The organism is Treponema bryantii, from assembly GCF_036492245.1.
GTDB classification, from domain to species: domain Bacteria; phylum Spirochaetota; class Spirochaetia; order Treponematales; family Treponemataceae; genus Treponema_D; species Treponema_D bryantii_C.
The window spans coordinates 1331283-1346473 of sequence record NZ_AP025286.1 but is presented as its reverse complement, the minus strand read 5'-3'; the positions used below and the strand labels follow the sequence as shown (position 1 = coordinate 1346473).

Genomic DNA, 15191 nt, shown 5'->3' with positions numbered 1-15191 from the left:
GGGATTTTCGTGTGCATCACATTTTCTAACCAAGCAGTGATACAACCCCTCGCTTAAAAGCGTCTTCTATTTCAACATACGGCTGAAGATATTCCCGTATGTTTCCGTCCTTCCTTCGTAATTTCAAAGATCATGTTCTGACATGTTCTTAAACATATCAGAGAAAGAAATAACTGACTGATTGTTTTGTGTGTACACATACACTTGATATTCCTTTTCTTAAAAGGAGGTGATCCAGCCGCACCTTCCGGTACGACTACCTTGTTACGACTTCACCCCCCTCACGGAACGTACCTTCGGCATGGTCCTCCTTGCGGTTAGACTCACGACTTCGGGTACCCCCCACTCGGATGGTGTGACGGGCGGTGTGTACAAGGCCCGGGAACGTATTCACCGCACCGTGCTGATGTGCGATTACTAGCGATTCCAACTTCAAGGAGTCGGGTTTCAGACTCCTATCCGGACTGAGGCAGGCTTTCTGCGTTTTGCTCCACATCACTGCTTCGCTTCACTCTGTACCTGCCATTGTAGCACGTGTGTAGCCCTGGACATAAGGGCCATGATGACTTGACGTCATCCCCACCTTCCTCCGGTTTGTCACCGGCAGTTCCGCCAGAGTCCTCAGCTTTACCTGCTAGTAACTGGCAGTAGGGGTTGCGCTCGTTGCGGGACTTAACCCAACACCTCACGGCACGAGCTGACGACAGCCATGCAGCACCTGTTCACAGGCGCATTGCTGCGCTTACTTATCTCTAAATAATTCCTGTGTATGTCAAACCCAGGTAAGGTTCCTCGCGTACCATCGAATTAAACCACATGCTCCACCGCTTGTGCGGGCCCCCGTCAATTCCTTTGAGTTTCACCCTTGCGGGCATACTCCCCAGGCGGTACACTTATCGCGTTTGCTTCGGCACCCATTCTCATGAACGGACACCCAGTGTACATAGTTGACTGTGCGGACTACCAGGGTATCTAATCCTGTTTGCTCCCCGCACCTTCGCACCTCAGCGTCAGTCATCTGCTGGCAGCCTGCCTTCGCCATTGGTATTCTTCCAGATATCTACAGATTTCACCCCTACACCTGGAATTCTGGCTGCCCCTCAGCGACTCAAGTTCTGCAGTTTCCAACGCAGTTCCGGGGTTGAGCCCCGGCATTTCACACCAGACTTGCAGAACCGCCTACATGCCCTTTACGCCCAATAATTCCGAACAACGCTCGCAACTTACGTGTTACCGCGGCTGCTGGCACGTAATTAGCCGTTGCTTATTCATGACCTACAGTCACCACAAAGCGTTTCTCTCACTCTGCTTATTCCTCAGTCATAAAAGGATTTTACAACCTTCCGGCCTTCATCATCCACGCGGCGTCGCTCCGTCAGACTTTCGTCCATTGCGGAATATTCTTAGCTGCTGCCTCCCGTAGGAGTCTGGGCCGTATCTCAGTCCCAATGTGCCCGATCACCCTCTTAGGCCGGGTAACTATCGTTGCCTTGGTGGGCCGTTACCTCACCAACTAGCTAATAGTACGCGGGCCGCTCTTCGTGCGAATCAAAAGATCCTTTCCTGCATGTCCTCTGACAACATGCAGCGTATCCGGTATTATCTCCTATTTCTAGGAGCTGTCCCCGTCACAAAGGTACGTCACCCACGCGTTACTCACCAGTCCGCCGCTCTAGGATTAGTGCAAGCACCAATCTTACCGCTCGACTTGCATGCTTAAGACGCGCCGCCAGCGTTCGTTCTGAGCCAGGATCAAACTCTCCATGATTATTTCAATAGCCCGAAGGCTAATGATCTTCATAAACAGTTCAAACCAGCTTTTATCTATTTGCTGAATTGATTTACAATCGAGTTTTAAGAACTAAAACTCGCGGGTATGTTTTTGTTCGTTGATATAAAAAACATAAAAAAATTATTTAGTCAGTTATTTCCTTCCCTGATCTGTCAAAGAACTTTTTGTTTGTTCTGTGTCGCAACTCAGTGTTGCGACGGTGAAAATGAATATATATCTTTCCATGAAAACTGTCAATAGCTCATCCCGTTTTTTTTGTGTTTTTTTTCACTTTTTTTTTATTTTTTTGTAACTTTTTTTATTCCCGATTCTTACAGTTTTCCGGCTCATTTCACCACAAAACTGGCGGAGCGGGGATATACCAAAGGGTCTGTGTAAAGGGAGGAAACAAATTGCGGGTCCCAGCGACGGCAAAAAAAATGAGGGACTCCCCCCATCATTCGCTTGGCGCTAAAGCTTCGCCAGCGCCTGCACTGATGGGTCCTCCCTCATTTTTTCTTGCCTGCGTCCCACAATTTCTTTCCTCCCTTTCCATACTCCCCGTACAACTTCCCCGCTCCGCTCATTTTCTGGTGTATGCACGGAGTTCTGGAAGAAATTTCTGTATGTGAAAACAAACACACAATAATCAGTCCCCTGTATTATTTTCAGATTTCCGTGAATAAAGTGATATATTCATTTTCTATAGGCGGAGATTATGGTAAGGCGTGGCTGGAATTGTGGGACGCAGGCAAAACGAAAAAGGGGGTCCCAGGGTTGCGACAAATTTTTGCGAAGCAAAAATGAGGAGCCTGGGGCACCCTGGGGGATTACTTTTTCGGTTTTGCCGTCGCTGGGACCCGCAATTCCAGGCACGCCTTACCATATTTTAAGTAATTGCTCACCCGCAGCCTACGGGCTTTTTCAGCGGGAGTGTTCAGGCATCACACATTCTGAGAATAAAAATCCTTATATACTTAGCCCGTTTTAATGTGTAGATTTCTAATAATATATGATATACTGAGTTTATATGGAGGAAAAAATGAAAACAGCTGCTGTATTCTTTGCCGATGGCTTTGAAGACATCGAAGCTCTTTCACCTGTAGATTATCTCAGACGCGCGGGCGTTGAGGTTTATACTGTTGGTGTAAAGGGAACACCCTTTAATGATACTATGATTGTTACCAGCTCTCATAATGTTCCAATGATTATGGACATGAGTCTGGATACTTATATGAAAAAGTTTGGAGATTCAATTCCAGACTGCGTTGTTTGTCCAGGAGGAGGGAAAGGTGCTATCAATCTTTCTGAATGCACAACTCTGCTTAATCATCTTGAAAAAGCATGGGATGCAGGACGTCTTGTAGCTGCAATCTGTGCAGCACCTGCTGTTGTACTTGGAAAAACAAAAATTCCTGCAGGTAAAAAGTGGACATGCTATCCTGATATGGAAGGTGAATCAAAGCCTGAATATTTAAGCGGTTACAGCAATAAGGTTTTTGTTACAGATGGAAATCTTGTTACTTCACGCGGACCTGGAGCTGCGGAAGAATTTGCAATGGAACTGGTTAGAATTCTGGCTGGAGATGTTATGTACAATAAGGTACATGATTCCAGCCAGCAGCGTTAGTTTTGTACTGCGGTAGTTTCTATAACTCACGTTCTTTCTCGCTGATCTGTTCAGCGAGATTTTTTATTTCTTCCTGAATATCATTTAAAATTCTTATATCTTCTACATTTTCACAGGTAATTGAAGCACCTTCTAAAAGCATCTGAGAAAGCTTTAGACCCATTTCTTCATATTTACAGTCGCGCTTTGTTTCGAGTTTGTGAATTTCGATTTTGGTTACGCTTTTATCTGTAAAATCCTGAACCTTATCTCCTGCTTTTTCAAGAACTTCTTTTGAAGATTCAACGCCTTTTGAGAAAATTGATTTTACCTTATTTCCAAACTCTTCGATATTCATAATTACAACCTCTTAATAGCAAGCATGGTTAAGTCATCAGACTGCTCATCTTCGAGCATCTGATCATAATCTACATAGTTTACACCTGCAGAATCATCAGTTTTATGAGCTGCATAATAATCATACATATTAAAATATTTTAGAAGGAATTCGTCAATCTTTTTATCAATTCTGATGTAATCTGTCTGCTGAACAGCTGGTGATTTATAAAGACGGAATACCTTTTCCAGTGAAGCAAGCGCAAGAATAGATTCCTGAACAGTTCCCTCACATTTAGTAAAATCAAATTCAAGGGTTTCGGTTACATTTGGATTATCCTGTTTTGTAAGCGTAAACTTTCGTTTGTTATATACCGCTTCAATAATCTCTTTGATTCGCTCTGGTCCGAATTCTTCCTTTGCATCCTCAAGTTTGATTTCAGTTTCTTCCTCATGTGTTTTCGGATTCATCTTCTTAACTTCAACTTCATTTTGTCGGACTGTGTAATCTACTTCGCGGATTCGGCGGGTTGATTCTTCAATACCGTCAGTATAAAGATAAAGAATATCACCACGATTCAAAATTGTTTTTTCGACAACAAAACCGCCGCGCATTGCAACTAAATCCGAAGTAAATACTCCGGCAGTTGGAGCAGAAGCAAGTGTCAAAAGTTTAAGGCTGTGTGTAGCAGAATCATAAATGTGAACAAGGTTATCACCCGCATTACACATATAAAGCTCACCTGTCTTTACATTCAAAAGACAGATAATCAAAGTAGCAAACTTACCGCGCAACCCAAGCCCTTCAATAAAGTCATTTATCTGTTCTACAAGCTTATTCAGCTGGGTTCCGTTTTTAGCATAACTCCATTTTTCAAAGTAACGACGGAAAATTGTGGCTACAACAGTCATGATGATTGCAGCAGGAATACCGTGTCCGGAAACGTCGCACTTAATAATTCCAAACCAGGTATCATCCAGACGCTTATAATCAAAATAGTCACCGGATACACCCGATTCACCTTCGTAGTAACCAAAGCATTCCAGTTCTTTATCTGCATATTCTGCATAGGTATTTTTATTATTTGCTCCGAGAGCTTCTAGCGGAAGGAAGGCTTTCTGAACCGCCTTACCGTCCATTGCAAGAGCTTCTTCTTCGGCATTGGCAACAAGCTCGTGGGTCATGTTATTAACCGCATCACCAAGGCGTCCTACTTCGTCCCGTGACTTAATCACAACATCTTTTCCCTTAAGATTGATTTTGTTCTTAGTCTGTCCAATCATAATTACGTGCTTTTCAAGTTTTTTGATCGGGCGGACAATCAGTGAAGCAAATACATAAGCACCAATAATTCCAAAGGCAACTGCTGCAATCGCAACAATCAGAGAGAAGATTACGATTTTCTTGATTTCGGCATTAAGGCTGTCTATAAGACTCTGAGTAGAAAGCTCAAGATAAATTACACTGTGAATATAGTTTCCTGTAGTTCCTTTGCGATACAAAACCGGTCGATAGAAAAGATAATCTGTTCTGCTGCGGTCAAGGTCATCTGAATCAAAAGCAGGGTATGAACCAGCTGCACTCTTTGAATATTCTGCAAGCCGCAGATCAAGCTGATTTCGTAATTCAACAATAACATCTGAAAGTCTTTCTGCTTCCTGTGTATCATCTTCAAGACCTGATGCATACAACGCTTCAGCATCTTTCGAAAGGCCGTCAATTTTATCCGAAAGCTCCCCTACTTCTGAAGCAATTTTTTTATCGAGTTCCTTTAGTTTTTCAGTGACTTCAAGAATTACTTTTTCTGTAAGCTGTGATTCACCATAAACCAGTGAATAGCTGTCCATCTTTACGCTTATATCCTGATCATTAGTTGCCCAGATATAATTAAGATTTTCCGAAGAATCTGAATCCAGCTGCTGACCAATTATCGTAACATATTTAACTTCCGGCATTGCATCTTTTTGCGCAGGAAGTGCAGAAAGTTCCAGAAGATTATTTGCAGGGAAGAAGTTTTTTACACCTGAGTGAAGGCTTTCAAGAAGTACTTCAGTTCTGTTTTCCAGACCGGCTGCCATAGTCTGTTCCTGAAGTCTGATTACCTTATATCCGTTTTCAAGTGAAACCGCGATTACAACTGCAATTACAAGTGAGAAGGCAAATACAATAAGCTTTTTCTTAAGACTTGGAAGTCCTTTGAAATTTTTCCGTAAATCTTTTAATGGCATGGCAGCTCCTGTTAACAGTGAAGAAACTTCGTTCTCTGTCAATTTTCTTTCGTGTATATTCTGATAAATATTTATCAATATAAAAATCAAAGTAATTGCAGCAATCATTAAAAGCACAAAAACAATAATCAGACTGATTGCAACTGTATATTTATATTTCTGGAATTCCGAACTAAGTCTGCTTTGCGGTTCATATTCGGCTTCAATTTTGAGGGTTCCGCTCTGTGATATCTGAAGAACATTTCCGGTAAAATATAATCCGCGGTCTGTATGTAAAAGACCAATTTTATAAGTACCTTCATCCAGATCGGTTCCAGTTTTTATGTTTGAAATACGGGTATCTGACTGAACACGGAACTGACCATCAGAGGCTCTTAAAATAAGGTCGTACGGAGCTTTACCATCAGCATCAATATAAATCTCACTGACTGTTCCGTCATACGTAAAGCCACCACCGGAAATTACAATAGTACTTTCACCAGCATCAGCTTTTGTCTGTTGTACTGAAGTTACATAGGTTGACGGCTGATATTTATTCAAAATATACAATGCAGTTGAAGGCTCACTTATATTTCCTACTTCATCAATTGCAGCTACTGAAATAAGATAAACACCGTTTGATCTGTTATAATAACGAACGGTCGTTTGTTTACGTGTTGCCGTAGAATTTGAAGTTGTAAGCCTTCTCTGCTTTTTCAACTGAGGGTCATACCTTGTAAGCAGACTATTTTTGATTTCTTCCATCCGCTCAGTGCTAAGCTTCATCGGATGTTTTTTTGAAACTGAAATTGATTTTGGAATTGAACCAAGATAATCAATCTTATAAAGATATTGTGCCGCATCCTTTGAAACAGAAGGCAGCCAGTTCAGGCTGTAATTATTTGAATCAAGGAAGCCATATTCATCAAGATTATCAATTGTAATTTCAGGAGCCTCTGGTGGAGTTAAATCAAGATGATAAGAAATTGAAGAAGGCTCTGACCAGTTTCCAGCATAATCTGAAACCCGCGCCATAAGAATATAATTTCCATCTTCAGTTGCTTTCAGGCGGAGTGTATTTTCTTTTGTAAAATGCTCAATTTGTTTTGGGGGCTCTTTAGAGTTTTCCCTGCCCCAGGTATATGAATAGCCGGAAATATTTGATGAGTCCGCAGGGAATATAATCTGAATCCGAACATCTTCTGCACGTGAACTTTTTCCTTTTTTATAGGAAAGCGGATTAAAAGTCGGAGGCATAACAGTTTTATCTGGTGAGAGAATTGCGATTGAATTCTTTGAAGCAGAATTTACCTGCTGCCATATAAATGATAAAACAGAACCATCTGTTTCTGCAGTTACAAGCGGATATACAAAAAGATTTGAGTTTCGGTCTTCAACCAGCCGGCTTTCATTCCAGTAACTGCCATTCTTTTTTACCATATAGATTGATTCACGACCTCGCCTTGTATCAAACCAGGTCAGATACAAAGAATCATTGTATTTAAACATTACAGGACGGCTTGCATTTCCGTTATCAGATAGTTTTTCTGCTGTTCCAGCAGTTACACCTGCAGCAGTAATTTTTTCAATCCAGATTGCAGAGTTTACAGAATCGGTTCTTTCCCAGGCAAGATAAACTTCGCCATCATATTCAAAAAGACCTGGCCTCTGGTTCTGATATTCATGAAACTGTTTTCCACCACGGGCAGCAAGAGAGTTTCTGTCTGTAATCAGTACAGGCTGAGTCCAGTTCTTTCCCGAGCCGCTTGAATCAACAGTCATATACAGCTGATATGAAAGTCTGCTTGTTTCAGCCGATGTATACTGAGCCTGAAAAACAACAATATCTCCAAATGAAGAAGCAAAAAGAACAGGAATAAAAGGATTTCTATAATTCAATGCCGGCTGGAACTGAGCAAAGCGGCTCCATTTTACACCATCAGGTGAATCAGCAGAAAAAAGCGTAAACGAGTTTTCTTCACCAACAGATGTAAAAAGCTTAAAACTGTCATTACCCGTTTTATAGATTCTTGGGGCAACAGTAATTGATGAAGCAGCCGGTAATTTTGTTTCTGTAAAGTTTTTACAGTTATCAGTTGAAACGAAAACCGAAAGATTTGAAAGCCCCGTCATTATTGCAACACCAACTGTTCCTTTTTTCAGAACAGCAGTTGTATAAATATCCGGAACTTCTTCTCCCGAATAACTGAAAGGTCCTGCAAAACGCCTGTTTTCTGAATAATTCTTAAGGCTGCTGTAAATTCTAACTGAAAGGTATATCTGCCGCGCCTTAGTATCAACTTCCTGCCAGAACATATAAGTATAATTTCCATCTGCAGAAACCATTGTTACAGGAAAGCGGGAATCTGTATCAGTAATTACAGCAGGATTTTCCCAGTAAAAATCTTCTCCTGGTAAGACAGAAAGGCAGCCCAGTACAAAAAGAATGAGAACAAAAAGTTTTTTTATTTTCCGCAAAGCTGCAACTCTCTTCATAACCTAACTTCTTGCCTCAATCTTATTCTTTAAGTCTTTGATTTTCTGCGAATTAGCATTTGCCGGCTTTTTAAGAAGCTGCTCAACAATTGCATTCGCACCTACTACATTATTATTCTGAAGTCTCTGAATTGCAAGCTGATAAAGTCTTTCATCTTCTGTAGAAAGGACTGTAGAAGTATTACCACCTATCTTAGTTGTAATTTTATCCTTTAAGTTCATTGCTTCTTTATTATCAGAAACAAGGGCCAGGGCTTCATCTATTTTTGCAAGGGCGCTCTGTAATTTTGCCGTATCATTACCCGCAGAATTATAGATTTTCTGTGCATCTGCAATCAGTTTATTTGCACGGTTTACACCAGTATTGCTTACAGGCTTCTGACGGATTCCTATATCAATTTCAACCTGATAAATTAAATCCTTAAGTCCTTTATAGTTCGGATCCAGTTCATAATAATCAAGAAGATTTGCATAGCCTTCCTGTCGTGTATCCTTACTCTTACACATCATTTTTGCCATTTCTATTTTCTGGGCAAATTCATCCGTAAACTTTTTAGGATCCAGCAGACGGTTTATTCTTAAAGTAAGGATAGAAGCTTCCTGATTCAATGGATATACATACTGAAGTTTTTGAATACTCTCCAGGGCAAGTGCTAAATCTGCTTCACCACCTGTTCTATTCCCCTCTCCTATTTTCCTGCTTCCTTCATCAAAATACTGGTAAGCCATATTCAAGAGCTGAGACATTTCCGGATACTGTGGTGCAGACGGAAGAATCTCGCGGCCAGTTTTCATTGAAATTGCAGTATTTACAAAGTTCAAAAGATTTGTGATTTCTTCATCTTCATTAACGTTGGTAACTGCCCAGCGGATTTTTGCCTGATTCAGATATTTTTCGGCATCATCAAAACGTCCGTTAAAATATGCATCTTTTGCACGGGTCTTAAGATCACGAACCTCGCGAACAACAAGTTCGTTTTCTGCTTTTGCAATACTTTCGCCTAAGGTCTGAAGTTTGCGGTCTGTTTCAGAACGAAGTGTTTCATCATTCTGATTCATAAGTGCTTCATCATATTTTGAAAGCGCATCCTGAAGTTTTTTACGAGCTGTATCAAAGTCTTCGCGGCGGAGTGCATTCTGAGCTTCTGAATAACGGAGGTCAGCTTCATTACGGGCAAGCTGAGCGGCAGTCATCTGATTTTTTGCTACTGCAGCCTGCGCCTGTGAATCTGTAATAAGCTTTGTCAGTTTCTGACGTTCAAGGGCAATATTTTCCTGAGCCTTATTTACAAGCTCCTGTATTTCTATATTTTCCTTTTGCTGTGGACGACTGTTAAAATTCTCAAGAATCACAGAATCATAACCATTGAGAGAGGCAATTCCTTTTTCTGCAATCGTTTTTGTATACTGCGAAATTGAATATGAAAGATCCGGATAACTGTAGACAATTCCAAAATCAAGTTCAGGATTTGCATTGAAAGTATTCTGATAAACCAGAGATTTTGAAACATCGCGGTTAATTTCTGAAAGTATATTATTCGGAATTTTTGTAAAGAAGCCCGTACGATATTTATCTGCACAATTATAATAAACAAACGCACTGTCATAAAGTCTGACAGCATCCTTTGAATAATATTCTGTAATTTCAGCCCAGGAACCGGTAAGTGCCGTTTCTGTTTTTTCAAAAATATCATCAAGTATTGTTTCGTAGGCTTCTGAAAGTCCTGAAAAATCAGAACGGGCACCTGAAGCCCATTCATACGAAGAAATATGCTGATCTGACTTTACGCCTGCAAGAGATATAATCTTATCATTTGAATCAAAAAGCCTTTTTATCAGAGTTGTTTCATTTCCGTCTGCAGCTTTTATCTGAGCGATATCCTTCTGCTGTGTTTCTGTTACAGAAATAATTTCTTTACGCACCTGTGTGAGTCGTAAAGCACTTTCTGAAAGATTCTGAATGTAACTGCAGGCTCCATAATATTCATCATAAGGATTTTTCAAGGCATGAGAATCAGAAAGTCCAAGTTTATAAATATCAAGAACTCTACGGTCAAGTGAAGTATAGCGTTTGATTTCTGTTACAAGTGGCTGATTGATAGCTGTTTCATAACCGCTGTATTTTTTAAGAAGTACGGCATATACAGCTTCATTCATTTTTCCAACTGCAGAATTCCACTGTGCATCAACTGCACCAAGGATTCCGGAAAATGGTACTGAATCAACTCCAAATACAAAACGGAACATAAAAGGCAGAAATGAAGCATCTGTTGAATCAGAATCAAGTTTCTGAACTTCAGCAAACTGCGATTGAAGACTTGTTCCAACATCAATTATCTGCTGTCTTAAACGTGTATAATGCTTAAAGCTTTCTTCAACCTCAGAAAGTCTGTTTAATGCCTGGTCATACTGCTCTGCACGAACAGCCTTTATAAAATCATTGATAAGGTTATTAAATCGAGGCAGATAGTTTTTTTCTTCAAACTCATTAAGCCGTACATCAAGCTCAGCAAGAGTTTTATCAACCGCGCCGGTAATTTCCGGATTGTTTTCCCACTGGTCATAAAAATTGTCGCGGTAAAGCCAGAAACCTTCCTTAGCCTTTTCAACAGCAGCAACATATTCTCCTGCAAGAGATCTGGCAGCAGTTTCATTCTGAATCTCAAGGAAAAGAGCTCGGAAATAGTTAAACTCCGCAGACTTTTTCAAATCTGCAACAAACTGAAGGTTCTGATCTGAAGGATTCTTTTCGAATTTTTCCAGCTGGGCGGTTATTTCATATATTTCCTTGTTGTTTCCCGGATCTGTCTGAATTAAAGTTATGAGCTTTGATGCCAGAATTGAATACTGATTACGGGCATTCATAATTCTTTTTATTCTGGCCTGAGCATTATCAAAGTTTTCAGGATTCTTTTCGATGTATATATTCAGCTGTCTCAAAGCTTCATCATATTCTGTACGACGGATAAGACGGTCAATTTCAAAAAGGGACATATCTTCCTTTTCCTGAGCAAAAATACAGGGCAAAGTGAGAAAAAATACAACTGCGAAACAGAGAAGAGTTTTCCCTTTCATATTATTTATTATAAACTATTATATTGTATTTTCGGCAAATAAGATATTATACTTATAGAAAAGAATTAAAATTCCGAAAAAGAAGTAGATTATGAAGAAAAAGGGATATTTTATCCGTAAATCTACAGTTTTAATTTTTCTCATGCTTTTTTGCTCAAAATTACAAGCAGCATCTATTACAGACGCAGAAACTGTTATCGGAGACCTTTTTTCTTCCCTCACTGATTCAGATGAAGGAACCACTTCGTTCCGTTCACTTTTGATTCCTTTTGGAGGCCGAACAGAAAGCCTTGGAAACGCTTATACCGGGCTTTGTGATGATATAAGCTATCTGCGATTTAACCCTGCAGCAGGTTCCATTCAAAAAGAAACTCAAATTGCCCTTTTTCATAATTCCTGGATTGCAGATTCAAAACTGGAAACTCTTGGATTTACCACAAGATTCAAGAATACTCCTCATCTAAGCGCGGGCGGCTATCTCTCCTGCTTTTACATGCCTTTTACTGAATATAATTTTTTTGGAGACCGTGTTGCTGCCAGCTACTACACAGAAACTGTAGCAGCTCTCAATGCTTCTTATAATCTTCTTGCAGGTTATGATTTTAAGGGACTTGCTGCGGGCATAACCTTAAAAGCTGGCTGGCGTGGTATGCCCGATTACACTGACAATGACAGCGGAGCTATAATTGCCGGTTCAGGTCTTTCACAAAGCGCGCTTGCCGTTATGGCAGACATTGGTTTTATGCTCCAGTTTAACTTCTTAAAGTATTATTCATCGCGGGATTCGAATGTCCGTATCGGTATTTCTGCACAAAATGTCGGCGTTTCCATAACAGGATTTGGAAATTCCATAAAATTAGATGATCCGCTTCCAACTACAGTTGCTGCCGGTATTTCCTTAAAATTCATTAAGCCGATAACACTTTCTTTTGATTTTGTTCAGCCATTGAATCTTATGGATTTTTCTCATTACAGAATCCCATATTTCAACACAGGACTTTCAATTCAATTTGCTTCATACATTTCTTTCCTTGCAGGATTTTCTCTAAAAGGTGCTAACCCGAGAATAAGTTCCGGTTTTGAATTTGAAGTTGCAAAAATCAGATTGAATATGAATTATACTCTTGATTTAACAACTTCCCTCGCCCCTCTGAACCGTATCAGTCTTTCTGCTAAAATACTTCTGGGAGACAAAGGCCGAAGCATAACCGATGCACAGGTAGATGAATACTATCAGCTGGGATTAAAGTATTACGCAGATGCAAAATGGGAAGATGCAATTATAGTCTGGCAGGAAGCTTTAAAATTAAACAAGCGCTTTGACCCGGCTATTCAGGGTATTCAAAGCGCCCGTTATCAAATCGAAATGTTCCAGCAGATTCGTGAATCACTTATGCTGGACTAGATTTAAACCTTAAAATTATCGCTTCTTTGTAAATATTCGGTAATTCATCCAAGGGAAAATTGAATCACGCGCCTCAAGTTTAGTAAGCCATTCTGTACTTACTGTGTTCGAGCCCAGTGAATCAAATACTGCGGTGAATGCCCCGATCGATTCCTTAAAACGTTTCTCGGCGAATTGTGGGAACTCTGAGCGGTTTATCATCTTTGCAAGATTCAAACTCTGAGCAAGCATAAGCTCTTTTGCACCGAGATTTAAGAGTCTTGTCTTCAAACCTGTATCCATTGGGAAACGACCTGCAAGGTCAATCATACGCTCGCAGCTTTTTCTTATGTAGCGCATCATCCAGCAGTTTTTGCTTGAAAGAAGGTTTTCACCATAACCAGCCCCTGCGCCTGCAGAAAAGTATGGTTCAATTTTTTCAAGATTATACTGTTCATCGCACATTTTATCGCAGGAAAGAACATCAAGTCCTTTATCGCAAGCTTTTCTGATTACTTTTTCGAGCCAGGCAATACATTCATTCCAGGTTTTGCTGAGTTTTGAAATATCCAGCGTACAGATTTCAGATACAAAATTGTATGATGGAAGCAGTTCGGCAGCTTTTGAAAGTGTCTGAAAGCGCTTTTCAACAAATGCATCTGAATCTTTTTCGAGCTGAGCCTCTGCACATTCCTTATTATAAAGACAGCCAGAATCCTTAAAACAGCGGTTCCAGTACTTAAAACCTGTTGAATAGCGGATTCCATCTTTATCGATAAGAGAAGAAAGCTTTTCCATTGGCAGTTCATAACCAACATCGCGATTCTGATTTCTATAACACTCAGAATAGATGATACCGTTTTCACCAAAAAGCTCTGAATCTATTACGCGGTTTCTTGCAAAAATAACAAGAGAATTATCTGTACGAGAAGGATAGAAAATACCAGCCTCTGGTACTTTTTCAGAAAACAGAATACTTCTTGAATCAAGAATTGTGTAAGTATAACCATAAGCTCTAATCAGTTTTTCAATTCCTGGTGTATAGCCCATAGCTGGAAGCCAGAAGCCTTCCGGCATAACACCAAAATACTGACGATATGCGTGAAGTCCGCTTTCAATCTGTGCAGAAATAATTTCTTTTAAATCTGCATAGTGAGGCATGAAGATATCTGTACCACAGGTACCCATGAGTTCGAGATATCCTTTTGTCATGTATTCTGCAAAAACAGGTATAAGCTGTTTATTATATTTCTCAGTAAAATCTGCAATCAGTTTTTTATTTTTTTCGATTGTATCATTTATGATGGCACAAATCTTTTCGTCTGTTTTATTACGTCTAAGTTCAGCCTTTCCAAAAGTGTTTCGTTTTTCAAGCCAGTTTAGATATTCATCCTGAAGGCTTGGATCAGAAAGCATATTGCAAAGTACCGGAGGTAAAACGATTGCAAAACGACACTTAATTTTATCTGCTTCAAGATTTTCAAGCATTCTTAAAAGTGGAATGTAAACATTTGAAACTGCTTCAAAAAAATTATTTAGAATTGGAGCATTATCTTTTATATCTTCATCTGTATGACGGATAAAATCCTGACTAGCTTTTATAACTAAACTCAATATTTTTTGCATAAATAAACCCTTGCCCGATTAAGAAAAAGAATGTCTGTGATTTTTATACTGTTCTGTAATCAATTCCTTTATTCCAGAAAGTTCTACGATTGGAGAAAACTCCTCTTCTCTTCCTGGCTGTAAATCATTAACCAGAGAAGCGCCCTGTGGAATTGAAATAACCGGAGAAAAGGCTATTACTTCGCCTGCTCCACCTTTTACACAAATAAGTTCAACTTTTATATATTTTTTTCCCTGTGGAATAAGAACGTACTGTTCCTGACTCTGACTAGGAGTTTGAACCTCAAAGGCTTCTTCCGGCTTTACATCCTTAGGATCATTATAAGAACAGATTCTAAGTTTTAGACTTGTTCCCGGATTATCCATAATTCTTGAATAATCATTATCATTAAGATTCCAGAAAACAAACAGCCAGGCTGGATTACGAAGCACACAAGATACCTGTGTTTCATTAAAATTGCCATTTAATATGATTGGCTGCTGATTATCAGTCTCTGTTGCGATAATCATTTCATCTTCTTTGTTGTTTGATTCTTCTGCAAGTTCCAGGAGTTCTGCAATAAGAAAGCGTCTGTCCAAATCCTCAGGGACATCAACACCATATTCATCTGCAAGCTTCACAAGGTCTGAAAATGAAAGTTTTTCTAACGAAGCACGATTTATAGGTTCCTCACTCATAGCCACCA

The 15191-nt window shown here is 39.9% G+C and carries 7 protein-coding genes and 1 rRNA gene; 2 read left to right on the top strand and 6 right to left on the bottom strand.

The window, feature by feature from the left end; translation table 11 throughout:
- Positions 1-222: 222 nt before the first annotated feature.
- Positions 223-1768 (bottom strand): 16S ribosomal RNA (locus tag AABJ44_RS06045).
- A 1045-nt stretch (positions 1769-2813) separates the two neighbouring features.
- Between AABJ44_RS06045 and AABJ44_RS06040 the strand changes: the two genes are divergently transcribed.
- Positions 2814-3401: a DJ-1 family glyoxalase III gene (locus AABJ44_RS06040; protein ID WP_338371010.1), complete on the top strand. Its 588-nt coding sequence runs from the start codon at positions 2814-2816 to the stop codon at positions 3399-3401.
- A gap of 19 nt (positions 3402-3420) precedes the next feature.
- Here the strand turns inward: AABJ44_RS06040 and AABJ44_RS06035 are convergent, their stop codons facing one another.
- The 3 genes from AABJ44_RS06035 to AABJ44_RS06025 are packed head-to-tail and all read right to left on the bottom strand — an operon-like array spanning position 3421 to position 11495.
- Entirely contained in the window at positions 3421-3738 is a 318-nt protein-coding gene (locus tag AABJ44_RS06035) for a hypothetical protein (protein WP_074644718.1), read from the bottom strand.
- 2 nt (positions 3739-3740) lie between these two features.
- Positions 3741-8420, bottom strand: coding sequence for a PP2C family protein-serine/threonine phosphatase (locus AABJ44_RS06030; RefSeq protein WP_338371009.1), 4680 nt, complete (start codon positions 8418-8420; stop codon positions 3741-3743).
- A 3-nt stretch (positions 8421-8423) separates the two neighbouring features.
- Positions 8424-11495: an HlyD family secretion protein gene (locus AABJ44_RS06025; RefSeq protein WP_338371008.1), complete on the bottom strand. Its 3072-nt coding sequence runs from the start codon at positions 11493-11495 to the stop codon at positions 8424-8426.
- Between the two features lie 91 nt (positions 11496-11586).
- Here AABJ44_RS06025 and AABJ44_RS06020 point away from each other — a divergent pair, with 91 nt between their 5' ends.
- Positions 11587-12900 (top strand): UPF0164 family protein, encoded by a 1314-nt coding sequence (locus tag AABJ44_RS06020; RefSeq protein ID WP_338371007.1) that lies wholly within the window; start codon positions 11587-11589, stop codon positions 12898-12900.
- Positions 12901-12915: 15 nt separating this feature from the next.
- On the opposite strand, the gene AABJ44_RS06015 is transcribed toward AABJ44_RS06020, so the two are convergent.
- Entirely contained in the window at positions 12916-14505 is a 1590-nt protein-coding gene (locus tag AABJ44_RS06015; protein WP_338371006.1) for a 1,4-alpha-glucan branching protein domain-containing protein, read from the bottom strand.
- 18 nt (positions 14506-14523) lie between these two features.
- Positions 14524-15183, bottom strand: a complete 660-nt coding sequence (locus AABJ44_RS06010; protein ID WP_338371005.1) for a DUF4912 domain-containing protein — start codon at positions 15181-15183, stop codon at positions 14524-14526.
- Positions 15184-15191: the final 8 nt, after the last annotated feature.

What these genes read in the sequence shown, in the direction of transcription:
- AABJ44_RS06030 (WP_338371009.1), bottom strand. Translation starts at nt 8,420, where the DNA reads ATGAAGAGAGTTGCAGCTTTGCGGAAAATAAAAAAACTTTTTGTTCTC.
- AABJ44_RS06025 (WP_338371008.1), bottom strand. Translation starts at nt 11,495, where the DNA reads ATGAAAGGGAAAACTCTTCTCTGTTTCGCAGTTGTATTTTTTCTCACT.
- AABJ44_RS06035 (WP_074644718.1), bottom strand. Translation starts at nt 3,738, where the DNA reads ATGAATATCGAAGAGTTTGGAAATAAGGTAAAATCAATTTTCTCAAAA.
- AABJ44_RS06040 (WP_338371010.1), top strand. Translation starts at nt 2,814, where the DNA reads ATGAAAACAGCTGCTGTATTCTTTGCCGATGGCTTTGAAGACATCGAA.
- AABJ44_RS06010 (WP_338371005.1), bottom strand. Translation starts at nt 15,183, where the DNA reads ATGAGTGAGGAACCTATAAATCGTGCTTCGTTAGAAAAACTTTCATTT.
- AABJ44_RS06020 (WP_338371007.1), top strand. Translation starts at nt 11,587, where the DNA reads ATGAAGAAAAAGGGATATTTTATCCGTAAATCTACAGTTTTAATTTTT.
- AABJ44_RS06015 (WP_338371006.1), bottom strand. Translation starts at nt 14,505, where the DNA reads ATGCAAAAAATATTGAGTTTAGTTATAAAAGCTAGTCAGGATTTTATC.